This window comes from Caldalkalibacillus mannanilyticus JCM 10596 (assembly GCF_000615945.1).
GTDB classification, from domain to species: Bacteria; Bacillota; Bacilli; order Caldalkalibacillales; family JCM-10596; genus Bacillus_AT; species Bacillus_AT mannanilyticus.
The window spans coordinates 106,783-124,080 of sequence record NZ_BAMO01000002.1 but is presented as its reverse complement, the minus strand read 5'-3'; the positions used below and the strand labels follow the sequence as shown (position 1 = coordinate 124,080).

Below are 17,298 nucleotides of genomic sequence, written 5' to 3'. Positions count from 1 at the left end.
TATGTAGCTTAAGTGGGGCAATCATTTTAAGGAGGAAATTAGAATGAAAAAATTACAGTTTTCTCAACCTCAAATCGTAAAATACGGGGGAATCAAAAATGTTACACACGGAGGAAGCCGTGGGTTTCTTAGAGAGATTGGGTTTAAATATACTAGGTGGCATTTTGAATAGGAATATTTAGAGCGTTTATTTTTTCAGGTAGCAAGTTTACCCGCCTTTAAACATTAAAGAGAAGCATAGTTATTCAATTGATTACATTGCCCCACTCAAGGTACATATTATACTTCTTATATTCTTCCAGACAAAGAGGGAGTGATCAGCCCCTCCTCCCTCCTCTCACTTTTTTACGTTCCTCATCACTACTCTGACGGTATTAATTCTTTTTTCGCTAATTGACGTATTGACCGACCTTCTCTATAGTACAATTTTCTGATAAACTCTAAATTATCCATCTTTAACATCCTTTTTTCCACCCAGATCATGTAGTTCTCGTCACTAAAATATACGTGAATACAGTAGTTATACGAAAGAACGAGGAAATGAAAAATTGCATAAGCAACGCTATTTATTTTCAGTTAATAAGAGCATTTTAATAGCTAGATGTGATAAAATAAATGAAAGTACTGATTTTGAGGTGAACTTTATGACAAAAAGAAGAAAATAAAAAAAATCATTGATAGAATGCCTGAGAATAGCACTCTTGAAGATCTTCAATATACATTGTACGTTCAAAGTAAAATTCAAAAAGGACTTGAAGCTGTTGAGAAGGGTGACGTTATAACGCAAGAAGAAATGGAAAAGAGAATAGAAAAATGGTTAAAACAGTAATTTGGTCAACGCCGGCTGCTTTAGATTTAGAGAGAGCAGTCACTTACATTTTTGAAGATTCACCAGCTTATGCAATTTCTTTTTATAATACGGTTAAAGAGAGATCAAGAACTCTAAGTGAATTATCTGAAAGAGGGAGAGTAGTTCCTGAACATAATGATAATAGAGTAAGAGAAATTTTTATTCACCGTTATCGTTTAATTTATGAAATCAAAGAAGAAGAGGTTATAATCCTATCATTCATTCATGGCGCACAACTCTATAATCAACATGAAGATGACTGACCCACAGAAAAAAACAGGTGGGTTTTTTATATTTCAAGTGCTATTTTTGTAAGGGATTCAATGTTCCATCGTGTAACAATATTTTCAGCGCTTCGGGCTGACGCCCTTGGTTCCGGAAATAAATTCGAAGATGTATTTGCCGGGACACATCCCCTTCACCAAGAAAAGCATTTCTAGGTTCAGGTCTTCGCCTGTAAGCTCCGAGGCGTCGTGAAAACGGAACGTTATCAGAAAACGATGGATAGTACGGCCGTCCATGGTCGCAATTTTAAAACCTTGTGAAATATTAACAAATAATATATACCTCTAACGATAGAACAGTTTAGTTTAAATAAGCGAAGCTATCTAGCTTATAATTGACCTCAAAAATGAAAGAAGGTTTTTAAATGAATATTAACTACACAACAGATATAGAAAATATTACAGAAGAAGGTCTTCAGGAATTGTTTCTATCGGTAGAATGGGAGTCTGGAAAGTTTCCAAGTGAACTCTTAAAAGCAATACAAGGCTCCCATTCTGTTATTACTGCATGGGATGGGGACAAACTTATTGGATTGATTAACGCATTATCTGATGGTACATTAACAGCGTATTTTCATTACATGTTAGTAAATCCAAGCTATCAAGGAAAAGGAATTGGTAAAGAAATGATGGATATTTTGCTAGATAGGTATAAGGAATATCAAACAAAAGTGTTGATTGCCTATCCAAATGTAGTTGAGTTCTATGGAAAATTAGGCTTCAAAACAGAAAATGGGACTACACCTATGTTTATTTCAGAACTAATTTAGTATTACGAAGCTTGGTCTATGTATTTACTTTCCACTTCTTTTCTTAACTTCTTATAATGCTCATAACTATCCAAGAACTTTTTCTCCTTCTTATCCCGTCCATCCACATTATACTTCCCTTGATACAGCCCAATGATATAGTAAGCCCCAACCGTATCATCAAAGTGTAGAAATAGAATATATCTTTTCTCTTCCTCTAATGGGGTATAGTCACCATATGATAACCTTACTAATCTCCCTTCAACCTCTACCACAAAAGTTGCTCTGCCACTTCAATCCTCTGTCCTTTTTCAATTACCTTATTTCTATCTTCTTTCATGACTTGATTAACTACAACCTCAGTTATGGTATGTCCATGATCAGATGAGAGTAATATATTTTTCGATTCACCTGTAACGGTTGCCTCTAGTACTAAATGAGCAACTTCAGTTAGTTCATCTACACTTTCATACGTCTGATAGTTCACTAAGATACTTTGCTCTTCAATAGCTTCGCTCTGACTCAATAATTGACTAACTATAAGAAGTGATAAAAAAAGAATGAGTCCTATTAAAAGAAAAGTGAAATTTTTCTTTCCCCTCACCATCTCCAATAAATCTTCCCCTTTCTCTCATCGATACATTTAATGGCATGTATTGGTATAATAGTGATTATACTACACATTTGTATATAAAGTATGTTGAAGATATTTCTGTTATGATGTCTTGTATTAAGAAAGTGAGGATTTCATCAATGCTAAAAAATGGACAGAGAATCATCCTTTGACTCTCTGCCCTTTTTTCTTATGAATCGTAATAACCTATTTAGATCACCCATCATGTATGATCTATGGGTCTACTCAATGATCAATGGCTGCGCACCCCAAATATCTGTGGCATATTCCTGAATTGTCCGATCACTGGAGAAGCGTCCAGAATGGGCAATATTGACAACGCTCTTTGTTAGCCAGCCTTTGCGATCTTGATAGCACTCGTCAACCTTATGTTGAGCATCGGCATAGGAGGAAAAATCTCGCAAGACAAAGAATTCATCGTTATGATGTAACAGAGTTTGAAAGATGGTTTCAAATTCCATTTTTGAGTGATTGTAGCTTCCATCAACAAGCTGGTCAAGCACTCTTTTGATCCGATGATCCCGATGGTACATTTCCCAAGCATTATACCCACCTACTTGGTAATAATTAAGCACTTCACTTGAGGTTAAGCCGAAGATGAAGATATTATCTAGACCAACAGCTTCTTGAATCTCAATATTGGCTCCATCTAAGGTACCGATCGTGAGGGCTCCGTTCATCATAAATTTCATATTTCCTGTTCCCGAGGCTTCTTTACTTGCTGTCGAGATCTGTTCGCTCACTTCAGCGGCTGGAAAGATTTTTTCTGCCAGCGATACACGATAATTTTCGAGAAAAACAATCTTTAGCTTCTCCTGACAGATTGGATCTGAGTTGACCTGAGCCGCCACGTTATTGATCAATTTAATCACTCGTTTAGCCAGATGATATCCAGGTGCCGCTTTCGCTCCAAAAATAAAAGTACGGGGAGCCATAGGGAGAGAAGGATTCTCTCTCAATTGATTATAAAGATGCATAATGTGCAGGATATTCAACAATTGACGCTTGTAGGCATGAAGTCTTTTGACCTGAACATCATATATTGAGTGCGGATCAATAGCAATTCCTGTTTTATGTTGAATAATAGAAGCAAGCTTCTCCTTGTGCTGATGTTTGATACGTGCTAGTTGCTCATGCAGCTGGTATCATGAATATGTTCCGTGAGTTGCTCTAATCCCGCGGGATCATGAATCCATGAATCGCCAATCGTATCCGTAATCAGCTTGGATAGCTCTGGATTTGATTTAAGTAACCATCTGCGATGTGTGATCCCATTGGTTTTATTATTAAACTTTGTCGGATAGAATTGGTGAAAAAGCTTCATTTCTCTTTTCTTCAAAATCTCTGTATGAAGCTGTGCTACCCCATTGACACTATGGCTTCCGACAATAGCAAGATGAGCCATCTTGACATATCCATCCGCAATAATTGCCATTTGATGAATTCGATCCCACTGCCCAGAATATCGTTCCCACAGCTCTGCACAGTAGCGTTCATTTATCTCTTCTACAATCATATAGATACGCGGTAATAAGCTTCTGAATAGCTCTACAGACCATGTTTCTAAAGCCTCGCTCAGCGTTGTATGATTGGTAAAAGAAATGGTTTTTACCGTGATGCTCCAAGCTTCCTCCCAGCCCAATCCTTCCTCGTCTAGCAAAATCCTCATCAGCTCTGGAATCGCTAATACAGGATGCGTATCATTGATATGGATAGCCACTTTTTCATGAAAATTGGTCAGTGTCCCATAGGTCGAACGATGGGTCTTGGTGATATGTTGAATCCCAGCCGACACTAGAAAATATTCCTGCTTCAAACGCAAAAGTCTCCCCTCTGGATGGGTATCATCTGGATAGAGAAACTCAGAAATAGATTCTACTGTACGCTTGTATTCTACTGCCTTATGATAGCTGTGACCGTTGATGTATTCAGCATGCAAATAGTTTGCCACTGTTTCTGCACTCCACAGTCGAAGAGTGTTCACTGTTTTATTTTCAAAGCCTATGACTGGTGTATCATAGGGAACCGCTAAGACAGGCTCATATTCGCTATGTTCACAAACGAGCCGATCTTCACCAACCTTCATTTCTACTTTGCCGCCGAACTTCACCATGACGGATTGCCCAGAATTCCGAATCTCCCAGACATTCCCTTCCCTAAGCCACTGCTCAGGAAGCTCCACCTGAAATCCATCAACGATTTTTTGCTCAAACAAACCGTATTTATAACGAATCCCATAGCCATGACCTGGCAAATGAAGAGATGCAATAGAATCTAGGAAGCAAGCAGCCAAACGCCCTAGCCCACCATTTCCTAAGCCTGCATCAGCTTCCTGACTTTCAACATCCTCGAAAGAAATGCCCAGCTCTTCTAATGCCTCCTGACATGCCTGTAATGCCCCCATATTGAGAAGATTACTGGCCATTAGACGCCCCAACAAGAATTCAATAGAAAAATAATAGACCTGCTTCACTTCATGTTCAGCATATTGTAATTGAGTATTCATCCAGTTTTTACTCACATATTCACGAATCATACTGCCCAAGGTTTTATATAAATCCATTGGAGTCGCATGAGCAATGGTTTTTCCATATAAGCGTTCAAGCTTCTCTAGAAATTCTTCCTTAAATCGTTCTTTATCTGTAAACACATTCTTTCCTCCTCAAGACTCCTGCCATTTATTGATACAGCTTGTAATATTGACTAGCTGATTCTCTCCAGCTAAAATCTTGGTTCATTCCACGGATGACGAGACGCTCCCACACTTCTGGATCATGATAAAATTCAAGTGCTCTACTTATGGTATATAGCATATCGTGTGCATTATAATGAGCGAAGCTAAATCCGTTTCCTTCCTCAGTATATTCATTATAGGCTTGTACGGTATCATTTAGACCTCCCGTTTCTCTGACAATGGGAATAGTTCCATAGCGTAAGGCAATAAGCTGACCAATTCCACAAGGCTCGAATTTAGAAGGCATAAGAAATTGATCTGCTCCAGCATAAATTCTTCGTGCTAGTGTGTCATCAAACATAATCTGAGCAGATACCTTATCTGGGTATTTGGATGCCATATGAAGAAAGAGCTGTTCATAATGAGGGTCACCTGTCCCAAGTATTACAAGCTGTAAATCTAAAGCAAGCATCTCCTCCATGACTCTCTCAATAAGGTCTAAGCCTTTCTGCGAAACAAGCCTAGTGACCATAGCAAGAAGAGGAATTTCTTCAGAGATAGGAAGCCCTAGATTTTCTTGCAGTTTTGCCTTATTCGCTTGCTTTGCCTTCAATATCTCTTCTTTCTCCATAGCAGAAGAATAGTGGAACAATAAAGGGTCAGTCTCAGGATTAAAACTTTCATAATCAATCCCATTGACAATGCCATGCAATACATGATCCCTCGCACGCAGTAGACCATCTAATCTCTCTCCATAATAAGGAGTCTTTATTTCAAATGCGTAGGTTTGACTGACGGTGGTCAGGATATCGGAATAGAGTAAGCCCGCCTTCATATAGCTTATATTTCCATAGAATTCAAGCTTATCAGGGGTAAAATAGCTAGCATCAAGATGAAGTAAATCTGATAGAATGGAGCTTGGAAAAATACCTTGATACTGCAAGTTATGAATGGTAAAGACCGTACGAATCGCTTGATAAAAGGGGAGATGTGAGTATTGAGCTTTGATAAATAATGGAATCAGTCCTGTCTGCCAATCATGACAATGAATGATCTCTGGATGAAAACCTAATTCGGGAAGCACCTCTACTACAGCACGACAGTAGTAAGCAAAGCGTTCTGCTTCATCATAGTAGCCGTAAAGCCTATCGCGTTTGAAATAATATTCATTATCTATAAAATAGAAGTGGACTCCACTCTCTTTGATTTCCCATATGCCACAGTATTGTTTTCTCCACCCTAGTTGAACCTCTCTACTCCCTCTAAAGGTCATTCGTTTTTTGAGCTCTTCAGGAATCGTACTGTACTTAGGCAAGAGAACTCGAACGTTTACTCCTAATTTCACTAATTCCTTAGGAAGAGAACCAATGACATCCGCTAATCCCCCTGTTTTGATAAAAGGAACGGCTTCTGTAGCGACAAATAAAACATTCATACCAACAACGACTCCTTCTCACCTCATCTTGAATATAGAGGCTTGTTCTGTTTTTTAGAGAATTAGATCACGCTTCTTTTGGCAATCCATGTAGGGGCGATCTTCGTCCCAATCACTTCTTTTTTGGGCATAATTTTCACTTCTTTATCTAAAATGACATTTTCTAAATAGGCATTCGACCCAATCTCACATTTTTGCATAATGACACTGTTCTTCACAGTCGCTCCTGGACGGACCCTAACTCCTCTAAAGAGAATGCTGTTTTCCACTGTTCCTTCAATCAGGCAGCCATTCGCTACTAACGAATGATGAACCTGTGCTGTTTCTTTATATCTCGTGGGAGGCTCGTCCTTGACCTTAGTCAAAATCGTTCCCGGCTGAAAAAACAACTCCTTATATACAGTAGGATTCAGCAAGCTCAGATGGTGTTGAAAATATTGAGAAATACAATCCATCGTCGCCACATATCCCCCATGCTCAAAGCCATACATCTGAATATGTTCGATTTGATTCATCAGAATGTCGTCCACTAAATCACAGCCCACATCATAGACACATGCTTTAATTAAATCTAGCAGGAGGAGCTTGTCGATAACAATCATATCTAAAAAACGCTTCTTCCCCTTTTTCATGCTTGTCTCCTTGATAAACTGACGAACACGCCCTGCCTCATTCAAGGAGAGATAGCCTTGCTCCGTACGGGTCTGTGCTTCCTCCGTACATGTTTGATAAAGCAAGGTCACCTCTGCACCCTTTTCTTTATGAAACTGAACGGCTGCCCTGTAGTTCATATTGCACACCATATGACTGCTAGCCAAGACGACATATTTTTGCGAGCTTCGCTTAAAATAATCAAGATGCTGATAATAGGAATGCATATCCCCATTTCTTTCCTCCCCCTGAGGTACAATAGAGGAGGAAGAATGAACAAACCATCCTTCTTGCGATCTAAATCCCATTCCTTTCCTGAGCCTAAATGATCCATCATCGAGCGATACTTTTCCTGTGGAAAGATGGCTACATTCTGAATCCCTGAGTTGACCATATTAGATAAAGCAAAATCGATTAAGCGATAGCGCCCGCCAAAAGGAATAGCACCTAGTGAACGTGATTCTGTTAATTCAGGTAATAGATTCTCTTTCTTTGTTTGATGAATAATTCCCATCACTTCTTTCATGCTTCCTCTACCCCCTTCATGTATATATGTGACCCCTAGACTTTTATTTGCCCTAATGAATCAATCAAGTAATCCTCTCCAATGAGAAGAATCCCTTCACCTGATTCTCCTCTTAGCTTTGCTCCACTCTCGATTCTAGAGCGAGAGCCAATAATCGCCTTTTCGATATGCACATGATCTCCAATCGTTACATCAGGCATAATGACAGAATCCTTAATCACACTCCCATGCCCTATTGTCACACCGGGAAATAGCACAGAATGATCTACCTGACCATAGATTCTGCACCCTTCATTCACCATGGAACGAGTGACTGTAGCATCAGCGGAGATATACTGCGGGGGCTGATTGGGATTCACAGAATAAATTTTCCAAGAGCGATCATAGAGGTCTAGCTCAGGTTCTTCAGATAACAAGTCCATATTCGCTTCCCACAGGCTTTCTATAGTACCAACATCCTTCCAATAGCCTTGAAATGGATAAGCTACTAATTTTCTTTGATTACTTAGCATCATGGGAATAATATCTTTCCCAAAATCGTTCGATGAATGAGGATCACGTGCATCCTCTTCTAAGAAACTCCTTAGGACCTTCCAGTTGAAGATATAGACCCCCATAGAAGCTAGATTATTTTTTGCCTGCTTCGGCTTTTCTTCAAATTCAGTAATCGTATAATTCTCTGCTGTATTCATGATTCCAAAGCGATGGGTCTGCTCCCATGGAACCTCTAGAACAGCAATGGTGACTTCCGCTTCTTTTTCAATATGGTAATTCAACATCATGGAGTAATCCATTTTATAGATGTGGTCTCCTGATAAGATGAGGACATGTTCAGGAGCATACTGTTCAATGAAACCTATATTCTGATAGATGCATTCGCCGTGCCTTTATACCAATTTCCTCCGCCTTGGACCATATAAGGAGGTAAAATCGTCACTCCCCCTTGAATTCGATCTAAATCCCACGCACTCCCGATTCCAATATAGGAATGAAGAACAAGAGGTTGATACTGTGTGAGAACTCCTACTGTATCAATACCAGAGTTGGTACAATTGCTTAACGGAAAATCAATAATGCGATATTTCCCTCCAAAAGGAACTGCGGGTTTAGCCAAATTTTTGGTTAAGCATTCCAAACGTCTTCCTTCTCCCCCTGCAAGCAGCATAGCCACACAATCTTTTTTCTGCTTCATTTCCTTCATGTCCCCTTTCTTTTTCTCTTTTTCAGGATCACCAGCGCTAAAGGAGGGATCTTTAGAGTAAGGCTATAAGGCTGTTGATGCCACGGAATTCTGCTCACTCGCAGTGCTTTATCATTAACCTGTCCAGAACCTCCATAGCTTAGGAGATCACTGTTAAAAGCCTCCTCATAAAATCCTAAAGTAGGGACTCCCATCCGAAAATCCTCGCGTACCTCAGGAGTGAAATTACATAAGACGATGCTTTCATCTCCTTTTCTTTTTCCTTTTCGGCGAAAGATCAGAATGCTTTGTTCGTGATTATCAGGGTCGATCCACTCAAATCCTGCCTGAGTATGATCAAGCTCCCATAGAGATGACTCCTGTCGATAAAAATGCTGTAACTCACTTAAATAGTGATGCATCTTGGCATGCATTTCGTATTCAAATAAGTGCCAGTCTAGTTCATCCAATTCCTTCCATTCAATAAACTGCCCAAATTCACCGCCCATAAATAATAGTTTTTTACCTGGGTGGGTCATCATATACCCATAAAGCACTCGCAGGTTCGCAAATTTCTGCCAATAGTCCCCTGGCATTTTATCTAGTAATGATTTTTTCCCATGTACTACTTCATCATGCGATAAAGGGAGAATAAAATTTTCGGAAAAAGCGTAGAAAAAAGAGAATGTAAGATATTGATGATGCCACTTACGATGAATTGGATCTAATTCCATATAGCGCAATAAATCATTCATCCAGCCCATATTCCATTTATAATTAAACCCTAAGCCGTCAAGATAGATTGGGGCAGTAACCGAGGGCCAGTCCGTGGCTTCCTCAGCAATCATAAGCATAGTAGGATCATAGCGAAAGATGACTTCATTTAGTTTTTTTATGAAGGCAACTCCTTCAAGATTTTCTTCCCCTCCATATTGGTTGGAGATTCTTTCACATTCATCCTTCCCATGATTAAGATAGATCATATGACTCACGGCATCGACCCTTAAACCATCGATATGGTAAACCTCCATCCAAAACAGCGCATTGGAAATAAGAAAGCTCTGAACCTCAGGTTTTCCAAGGTCGAAATTCATCGTTCCCCACTGCTTGTTTTCTCCTCGTCTATGGTCTTCATATTCATATTGAGGGGTTCCGTCAAAATATCTTAAGCCATGTGCATCTTTGCAATAGTGACTCGGAACCCAATCTAGAATGACCCCAATCCCTCGCTGATGACATTGATCTACCAAGTACATGAAATCATGAGGAGAACCATAACGGCTGGTTACGGAAAAGTAGCCTACTCCCTGATATCCCCATGAGCCATCAAAGGGATGCTCCATAACAGGTAAGATTTCTATATGCGTATAGCCTAGTTCTAGGACATAGTCAACAAGCTGCTCTGCTAATTCTCGATAAGTCAAATAGCCTTTCTCCGTATTCCGTTTCCATGATCCTAGATGAACCTCATAGATCAACATAGGTTTTTGATAATGGTTTGTTTGCTGTTTATTCTTTTGCCATTCCTGATCTTTCCATTCATAACCCGTTAAAGAATAAACAACAGAAGCAGTCTGGGGCTTTACCTCTGAAAAAAAAGCATACGGATCTGACTTCAGCAGAACCTCTCCAGCTAGAGTGTGAATTTCATATTTGTACAGTTCTCCAGCCTCCAGTTCAGGAACAAATAAATACCAAATTCCTGACTTCTCCCATTTTATTAAGCGATGCTTCACTCCATTCCAATGATTGAAATTTCCGACAACTCTCACTTCAGTAGCTCTTGGTGCCCAGACACAGAAGCGAACTCCTTTCGTTCCCTCATGCTCTATGAGATGGGCACCTAGCATCCGATAGCTTTCATAGAGTGTTCCTTGGTGAAATAAAAAAATGTCATGTGAACTTGGACTCATTTGGTTCATGTTCTTAGCGCCTTCCTTCCACCATGGTTTCAGAATTGATTTCGTTGAGTAGAATGTAACTGACAAGTAATATATTATACCTATTCTCTTTCTGGATGAAAATTCCTGTTTATGATATATTTTGTCTATAGTAATAATCAGTTATCTGTATTTACTAAGGGTAGTAGCTTACTTTCGTAATCTTTTACATTTTTAAGGAGGACCTATGATGAAAAAATTATGTACCATTATTCTAAGTTTTATCTTAATCTTTATGTTAAATGCTTGTAGCTCACAAAAAGTAAATACTACAAACGATTCTCCTGAAATAACAGTCAAAGCAGGAGATACGGAGATCACTTCAGTGGTCAAATCGAAAAGCCTAGAAGAGGTAACATTAAAAAAAGAAGCAGATCGTATGACTATGACGGGAGTCAACCTTGAAGATGTGGAACTTTTTCAATCTATTATGAATGACCCTTCCATCACGATTCCATATGTTTCACTTGGGGAAACAATACAAATTGAATTTAACGAAACGACTCCAACTACATATGAACTAGTAGAAACGCTTCTGAGTGATGACGGCACATTAAAGTATAAGGCAGAAACCATAGAAAACATTCAACTAACTTTGACAAATAGAAAAGGATCTTTTGTACTTGATGAAAATGTATGGGCTCACCTTAGCTCTAACAGTGACGATTACGAACCTGAAGCAACGATTCGAGGTTTTCGTCTTATTTGTCAATTTACAGATAAAGTTCAGGAATTTTCTTTCATTATCAAAACTGATGCTACTAAGTAAACAAAAAAACACTCCCCTTTCTAGTTACAGATTTTGATTATCTGTACTATAAGGGGAGTATTTCATGCTTACAAAAGAGAACGCTTATTTACTTTATACTTTTATACTGTAAATTTCTCTGCTTCAATCAAGCGGTTAGCAATATCGCGTTTGATCGCCACTGTATTGATTGGATTGTGACGAGTTAGCTTACGGACAATGGATAGCATGGTGCGAAGAGTATCTCCTTCTTCCATAGCAGATAAGCTTTCTCTAGCAATGGCATCTAAGCGTTGTAATGCTTCTTGAGCGTACACTCTTGTATAATCATATTTCTGTGCTTCCTTCTCTACACCATTCGCCGCAATGGCTTTTTCTGTTCTAAGAATCGCACTTTCTAGAACGTAAATTTCAATAATCATATCCGCAATATTGGATAATAGTTCTTGCTCCTTATCAAGCGCTTGCTGATACTTCTGAACTCCTGTACCTGCAATCATTAAGAAAAGCTTCTTCGCCATCTCAAGATATTGCTTTTCTTGTGCTAATGGCTCATCGTCCACCTCTGTAGGCATCAGCATCATTAATTCTTCTTGTAAGCCTGCTGCAGCCCCTAATAGATTCAATTCACCCTTCATTGCTTTTCTGACAAGCGTTCCTGGGATCAATAAACGGTTGATTTCATTTGTCCCTTCGAAGATACGATTGATTCTGGAATCACGATAGATGTTTTCTACCTCATACTCGGACATGAAACCATATCCACCATGAATTTGAACGGCTTCATCGGCGACATAATCTAAGGTTTCAGAGCCATATACCTTATTAATGGAGCATTCAATCGCATATTCAGCAATCGACTTCGCCACAGCAAAGCCATTTTCTTGCTCTTCTTCACTTAATTGCCCCATGCTCTCTTCAAACAATCCGCCGGTACGGTAGACACTGCTCTCATTGACATAGGCACGGATGGACATATCCGCTAATTTGGCTTTGATTAAGTTAAAGTTAGCAATAGGTGTTTTAAATTGCTTTCTTTCTTTGGCGTATTTGACAGCTAGCTCAATCGCACGCTTGGATGAACCTACACAGCCAACAGCCAGCTTGTAGCGTCCTACGTTCAGGATGTTGAAGGCAATGACATGCCCTTTGCCGACTTCGCCCAGAACATTCTCCACAGGAACTTTTGCCTCGTCTAAGATTAGCGTACGAGTGGAAGATCCTTTGATTCCCATCTTCTTCTCTTCTGGGCCTGTAGAAACACCTTCATATCCTTTTTCGACGATAAATGCAGTGAAATGCTCCCCATCAATTTTGGCATAAACAATGAACACATCGGCAAAAGCAGAGTTGGTAATCCATTGTTTTTCCCCTGTCAGCTTATAATAGGTTCCACATTCACTTAATTTTGCAACCGTTTTAGCCCCAAGTGCATCAGACCCTGAGGTAGGCTCTGTTAAGGCATATGCCGCAATTGTTTCTCCTGATGTTAATCCTGGAAGATATTTTTTCTTCTGCTCTTCGTTACCGAAGAAAACAATAGGTAAAGAACCAATCCCGACATGGGCACCTAAGCTAAGAGCAAAGGAGCGACCTCTTGCAAGGTATTCTGAAATAAGGGTAGAACTGATTTTATCTAGTCCTAAACCGCCGTATTTTTCTGGAACATCAGCACCTAATAGTCCTAAGTCACCCGCTTGTTTAAGTAAACGAACGGTATGATCGAAATTGTGCTCTTCAATCTCCTCTAACACAGGCACTACTTCATTGACGACAAAGTCTTCTGCCATCTTTGCCATCATTTTTTGTTCTTCTGTAATTTGCTCTGGAGTATAGATTTGCTCTGGAGTTGTATCTTCAATTAAGAAGCTCCCTCCACGAATGATATTTTTCGTTTCTGCCATTTTCAAAACCTCCATTTTGTTTTATTTATGGTTCGAGATCTATCTTTAAGGATTTATCGAGTTCTACGTGCATTTATACTAGTTCAAAGACTCCTGCTGCTCCCATACCGCCACCAATACACATGGTGACAATGCCGTAGCGCGCTTGCCTTCTTTTCATTTCATGCATTAAGCTGATGGTTAATTTGGTTCCCGTACAGCCCAGCGGATGTCCTGTAGCAATCGCTCCACCGTTGACATTCACTTTTTCTTCATCAAGTCCAAGCTCACGAATAACCTGAATGGACTGGGAAGCGAACGCCTCGTTAAGTTCAATGAGTCCAACATCTTCGAGTGAAATTCCTGCTAATTGAAGGGCTTTAGGAATCGCTACAACAGGACCAATTCCCATGATTTCTGGATCTACTCCTCCAACTGCAAAGGATTTGAATTTTAGAATAGGCTGTAGCCCTAGCTCTTCTGCCTTTTCCTTGCTCATCACGACAACCGCAGCTGCGCCATCACTCGTCTGTGAGGCGTTTCCTGCTGTGACTGATCCTTTAGGATGGAAAGCAGGTCGTAGCTTCGCTAATACCTCAAGCGTTGTATTCGGGCGTACTCCTTCATCTGTATCGAAAACAAACTCTTCTTCTACCACCTTGTTTTTCGGACCGATAGAACGGTTGGTCACCTTCACTGGCACAATCTCGTCTTTAAATTTCCCTTCTGCAATCGCTTGAGCTGCTTTTTGATGACTGCGTACAGCAAATGCATCCTGATCCTCACGAGAAACGTTAAAGCGGCGAGCCACTTCTTCTGCTGTGTGTCCCATTCCCATATAGGCTTCCGGCAGATGGTCCATTAACCAAGGGTTAGGTGCAACCTTATGTCCTCCCATGGGTACACGACTCATGCTTTCTACTCCACCTGCCACGATGACATCCGCATGCCCCAGCATGATTTTTTCTGCTGCATAGGCAATGGTCTGGAGTCCAGAGGAACAATATCGATTGACGGTAATTCCCGGAGTTGTATTAGGCAGACCCGCTCTTAATCCTATTAAACGAGCCATATTCATGCCTTGTTCTCCCTCTGGGAAGGAACATCCTATGATCAAATCCTCGATTAACGATGGATCTAAATTTCCCGCTCTTTTTAAAGCTTCTTCAACAACCAAAGCTCCCATATCCACCGAATTAACATCTCTTAGGGAACCTTTGCCTGATTTGCCTACAGGAGTTCTAGCCCCTGCAACAATGACTGCTTCTCTCATCGCTTTCTCCTCCTCTAGACTAATTTCTCAAAGGCTTTCCTTTGGTTAAAATATGTTGCATTCTTGCTTGCGTCTTCGGCTCTCCACATAAGCTAAGGAAAGCTTCGCGCTCTATGTCTAATAGATATTGCTCATCTACAAGCGTTCCTGCCGGAACATCTCCTCCTGCTAACACATGAGCAAGTTTGGTCGCAATCTTATAGTCATGCTCTGAAATCATTCCACCCGCCTTGAAGGTATACGCTCCCAGCTTCAAGACCGCTTTTCCTTCTCTACCTACCACAGGAAGTTTTCTTGGTTGAGGTGCTCTATAGCCTGCTTTCGCTAAAGATAATGCTGTTTGCTTGGCATCATAGATTAAGTGGCTTTGATTAATGCTCACTCCATCCTCTGGACGAACATACTTAAAGCGTTTCGCTTCTTCCACACTTGTCGAAACCTTCGCCATGGCAATCAGTTCAAAAGCAAAGTTAACTAGTTCTTGCGGATCAAGCTTCGTTCCCTCAGGTAAGGAATCTAATAAGCGCATCAGCACTTCTTTATTTCCTCCTCCACCAGGGATCACTCCTACTCCGACTTCCACAAGCCCCATGTATAACTCCGCATTCGCTTGAACCCTAGCGGCAGGTAAAACTACTTCTGTTCCGCCACCTAAGCACATGCCATGAGGAGCGGCTACGACTGGTTTAGGACTGAAGCGAATCTTGTTCATCGCCCCTTGGAATTGGCGAACCATCATATCGATTTCTGGCCAATTGTGATCCTGAGCTTCCATTAAGATTAGCATGACATTCGCACCGACACAGAAGTTCTTTCCTTGGTTTCCAATAACTAAGCCCTCATAGTTTTGAGCTACTTCATCTACACTGTAGTTAATCATTTGAAGAATATCGCCACCAATGGCTTGCTTTGGAGAATGGAATTCTAAGCAGGCAATTCCATCACCTAGATCAATTAAGCTTGCTCCAGAGTTCTTCTTAATCACTTTCCCTTGCTCTTTCAGTGCCGCTAAGGAAATCGCCTCTGGGCGTTGCTCTATCTGGCGAAACTCACCATTGGAGATGTAGAAGGAAACCCCTTCTTGTTTACTGTAGAAGCTGTTTTTGCCATTATCCAGCATTTCCTTGATCCAGGCAGGAATCGTTTCACCCTCTGCTTCCATGCGTGCCACTGATTTTTCTAGTCCAATCGCATCCCATGTTTCAAAAGGACCTAATTCCCAGCCGAAGCCCCACTTCATGGCATTGTCGATACTGACAATATCATCGGCAATCTCGCCAACCTTCTCAGCAGAGTATAGAAGAACCTTTTTCATCACATTCCAAGCAAATTCCCCCGCGCGATCCTTACCATATAGAAGCGTCTTAATCTTTTGCTCCAGCGTTTTTTGCGCCTTGCTCTGTTCTAAAGATGCTGCTTTGATTTTCTTACGAGGAACATACTCTAATGTGGTAATATCTAGCTCTAGAATTTCGCTTCCTGCTTCGCCTTTGACCTTCTTAAAGAAACCTTGTCCTGCCTTAGAGCCAATCCACTTGTTTTCCACCATCTGCTTCATGAACTCAGGAACATTAAAAACTTCTTTTTCTGCTGGGTTATCTACGTTATCATAGACATTTTGCGAAACATGAACAAAGGTATCTAAACCTACCACATCCAGTGTTCTAAAGGTGGCACTCTTAGGTCTTCCTAAGGCTGGACCTGTGATAGCATCTACTTCTCCTACACTGTAGCCACCCTTGAGCATTTCAGCTACAGTCACCATCAAGCCATAGCAGCCAATACGGTTCCCAATAAAGTTCGGAGTATCCTTAGCTAGCACGACTCCTTTTCCTAATACTTTTTCGCCAAATTCCGTCATATATTCAGTAATAGTAGGATCTGTAGCCTTAGTAGGAATCACTTCTAATAGTTTTAAGTATCTAGGAGGATTAAAGAAATGCGTTCCGACAAAGTGCTTGCGGAACTCCTCAGATCTTCCTTCGACCATAGCTTCTACTGAGATTCCTGAGGTATTCGTCGAAACAATGCTCCCTGGCTTACGAACCTCTTCAATTTGAGCAAATACCTTTTGTTTAATCGCTAAATTCTCAACAACTACTTCTACGATCCAATCTACTTCTTTCAGTCTATCTAAATCATCCTCTAAGTTGCATGATGTAATAAGATCAATATTTGATTTGTGAAATAGCGGTGCTGGTTTATGTTTTAGAAGCGCTTGTCTGTTTTGTTCAACAATTCGGTAACGGACCGCCTTACTCTCTAGAGTAAGCCCTTTTTGTTCTTCTTCAGGAAGTAAAGATTTTGGAACAACATCAAACATAAGTACTGGAATGCCTACATTGGCTAAGTGAGCAGCAATCCCTGCTCCCATTACTCCAGAGCCAATCACTGCTGCTTTACGAATGGAGTGAGTCATTATTTTTCTGCCTCCTTTTGATCTTTTGAATGAATGCTCATTCATAATGTGG

Annotated in this window: 13 protein-coding genes and 2 pseudogenes; 4 read left to right on the top strand and 11 right to left on the bottom strand. The window is 40.4% G+C overall.

The window, feature by feature from the left end:
- Nucleotides 1-43 precede the first annotated feature (43 nt).
- From JCM10596_RS30700 to JCM10596_RS01740, 3 genes are all read left to right on the top strand, one after another.
- Nucleotides 44-172, top strand: a complete 129-nt coding sequence (locus JCM10596_RS30700; protein WP_267879660.1) for a hypothetical protein — start codon at nt 44-46, stop codon at nt 170-172.
- Between the two features lie 641 nt (nt 173-813).
- Nucleotides 814-1,113, top strand: a complete 300-nt coding sequence (locus JCM10596_RS01745; protein ID WP_025025658.1) for a type II toxin-antitoxin system RelE/ParE family toxin — start codon at nt 814-816, stop codon at nt 1,111-1,113.
- Between the two features lie 386 nt (nt 1,114-1,499).
- Complete coding sequence (locus tag JCM10596_RS01740) at nt 1,500-1,904, top strand: GNAT family N-acetyltransferase (protein ID WP_025025657.1); 405 nt, start codon at nt 1,500-1,502, stop codon at nt 1,902-1,904.
- Between the two features lie 2 nt (nt 1,905-1,906).
- Here the strand turns inward: JCM10596_RS01740 and JCM10596_RS01735 are convergent, their stop codons facing one another.
- From JCM10596_RS01735 to glgB, 8 genes and pseudogenes are all read right to left on the bottom strand, one after another.
- Nucleotides 1,907-2,158 carry a hypothetical protein gene (locus JCM10596_RS01735; protein WP_025025656.1) on the bottom strand — a complete coding sequence of 84 codons (252 nt, stop codon included), beginning with the start codon at nt 2,156-2,158 and terminating at the stop codon, nt 1,907-1,909.
- Nucleotides 2,152-2,496, bottom strand: coding sequence for a hypothetical protein (locus JCM10596_RS01730; RefSeq protein ID WP_025025655.1), 345 nt, complete (start codon nt 2,494-2,496; stop codon nt 2,152-2,154). The genes JCM10596_RS01735 and JCM10596_RS01730 overlap by 7 nt, the downstream gene beginning before the upstream one ends.
- Nucleotides 2,497-2,738: 242 nt before the next feature.
- Nucleotides 2,739-5,167: pseudogene (locus JCM10596_RS23305) on the bottom strand (glycogen/starch/alpha-glucan phosphorylase).
- Nucleotides 5,168-5,195: 28 nt separating this feature from the next.
- Nucleotides 5,196-6,626, bottom strand: coding sequence for a glycogen synthase GlgA (glgA, locus tag JCM10596_RS23300; protein ID WP_034680241.1), 1,431 nt, complete (start codon nt 6,624-6,626; stop codon nt 5,196-5,198).
- A 62-nt stretch (nt 6,627-6,688) separates the two neighbouring features.
- On the bottom strand, nt 6,689-7,504 hold the full coding sequence (gene glgD, locus JCM10596_RS23295) for a glucose-1-phosphate adenylyltransferase subunit GlgD (protein WP_159102293.1): 816 nt from the start codon (nt 7,502-7,504) through the stop codon (nt 6,689-6,691).
- Nucleotides 7,414-7,803 carry a sugar phosphate nucleotidyltransferase gene (locus JCM10596_RS30695; protein WP_051541133.1) on the bottom strand — a complete coding sequence of 130 codons (390 nt, stop codon included), beginning with the start codon at nt 7,801-7,803 and terminating at the stop codon, nt 7,414-7,416. Before JCM10596_RS30695 ends, glgD begins: the two co-directional genes overlap by 91 nt.
- A 35-nt stretch (nt 7,804-7,838) precedes the next feature.
- Nucleotides 7,839-8,995, bottom strand: a pseudogene (locus JCM10596_RS23290) (glucose-1-phosphate adenylyltransferase).
- 5 nt (nt 8,996-9,000) lie between these two features.
- Nucleotides 9,001-10,905, bottom strand: coding sequence for a 1,4-alpha-glucan branching protein GlgB (gene glgB / locus JCM10596_RS01705; protein ID WP_025025654.1), 1,905 nt, complete (start codon nt 10,903-10,905; stop codon nt 9,001-9,003).
- A gap of 208 nt (nt 10,906-11,113) precedes the next feature.
- On the opposite strand from glgB, the gene JCM10596_RS01700 reads away from it, so the two are divergent.
- Nucleotides 11,114-11,692, top strand: a complete 579-nt coding sequence (locus tag JCM10596_RS01700) for a hypothetical protein (protein WP_025025653.1) — start codon at nt 11,114-11,116, stop codon at nt 11,690-11,692.
- A 101-nt stretch (nt 11,693-11,793) separates the two neighbouring features.
- On the opposite strand, the gene JCM10596_RS01695 is transcribed toward JCM10596_RS01700, so the two are convergent.
- The 3 genes from JCM10596_RS01695 to JCM10596_RS01685 form a co-directional block, all read right to left on the bottom strand.
- Nucleotides 11,794-13,575, bottom strand: a complete 1,782-nt coding sequence (locus JCM10596_RS01695; RefSeq protein WP_025025652.1) for an acyl-CoA dehydrogenase FadE — start codon at nt 13,573-13,575, stop codon at nt 11,794-11,796.
- A gap of 73 nt (nt 13,576-13,648) precedes the next feature.
- Nucleotides 13,649-14,827, bottom strand: a complete 1,179-nt coding sequence (locus JCM10596_RS01690; RefSeq protein WP_025025651.1) for an acetyl-CoA C-acetyltransferase — start codon at nt 14,825-14,827, stop codon at nt 13,649-13,651.
- A gap of 19 nt (nt 14,828-14,846) precedes the next feature.
- On the bottom strand, nt 14,847-17,246 hold the full coding sequence (locus JCM10596_RS01685; protein WP_025025650.1) for a 3-hydroxyacyl-CoA dehydrogenase/enoyl-CoA hydratase family protein: 2,400 nt from the start codon (nt 17,244-17,246) through the stop codon (nt 14,847-14,849).
- Nucleotides 17,247-17,298: the final 52 nt, after the last annotated feature.

Excerpts from the sequence above, each read along its gene's own strand:
- JCM10596_RS30700 (WP_267879660.1), top strand. The coding sequence starts at position 44 with ATGAAAAAATTACAGTTTTCTCAACCTCAAATCGTAAAATACGGGGGA.
- JCM10596_RS01745 (WP_025025658.1), top strand. The coding sequence starts at position 814 with ATGGTTAAAACAGTAATTTGGTCAACGCCGGCTGCTTTAGATTTAGAG.
- JCM10596_RS01740 (WP_025025657.1), top strand. The coding sequence starts at position 1,500 with ATGAATATTAACTACACAACAGATATAGAAAATATTACAGAAGAAGGT.
- glgA (WP_034680241.1), bottom strand. The coding sequence starts at position 6,626 with ATGAATGTTTTATTTGTCGCTACAGAAGCCGTTCCTTTTATCAAAACA.
- glgD (WP_159102293.1), bottom strand. The coding sequence starts at position 7,504 with ATGCATTCCTATTATCAGCATCTTGATTATTTTAAGCGAAGCTCGCAA.
- JCM10596_RS30695 (WP_051541133.1), bottom strand. The coding sequence starts at position 7,803 with ATGAAAGAAGTGATGGGAATTATTCATCAAACAAAGAAAGAGAATCTA.
- glgB (WP_025025654.1), bottom strand. The coding sequence starts at position 10,905 with ATGAACCAAATGAGTCCAAGTTCACATGACATTTTTTTATTTCACCAA.
- JCM10596_RS01700 (WP_025025653.1), top strand. The coding sequence starts at position 11,114 with ATGAAAAAATTATGTACCATTATTCTAAGTTTTATCTTAATCTTTATG.
- JCM10596_RS01695 (WP_025025652.1), bottom strand. The coding sequence starts at position 13,575 with ATGGCAGAAACGAAAAATATCATTCGTGGAGGGAGCTTCTTAATTGAA.
- JCM10596_RS01690 (WP_025025651.1), bottom strand. The coding sequence starts at position 14,827 with ATGAGAGAAGCAGTCATTGTTGCAGGGGCTAGAACTCCTGTAGGCAAA.
- JCM10596_RS01685 (WP_025025650.1), bottom strand. The coding sequence starts at position 17,246 with ATGACTCACTCCATTCGTAAAGCAGCAGTGATTGGCTCTGGAGTAATG.